Below are 226 nucleotides of genomic sequence, written 5' to 3' on the forward strand. Positions count from 1 at the left end.
CAGGTACGGGATCCCGACCATCGAGAAGACCATCCGGTCGGCGATCGCGAAGTTCCACCCCGACAAACTCGACAACGACCCGTCCCCGGTGCCCGGGAAGGACCAGTGGGACGTCACCATCGACCACAACGCGGGTGCAGGCAACGGCACGTCACGGCTCGATGCGATGGGTGACTCGCTGGACCTGGCGAAGTTCCACGACCTCATCAGTGATGAGGCCACCACC

At 64.2% G+C, this 226-nt stretch carries 1 protein-coding gene; it reads left to right on the forward strand.

Translation table 11 applies throughout. The features are described 5' to 3' along the window. Positions 1 to 226: hypothetical protein (locus ASH02_RS26740; RefSeq protein WP_200959224.1), on the forward strand; the 226-nt coding region annotated here is incomplete at both ends.

The organism is Nocardioides sp. Soil796 (assembly GCF_001429525.1).
GTDB lineage: Bacteria > Actinomycetota > Actinomycetes > Propionibacteriales > Nocardioidaceae > Nocardioides.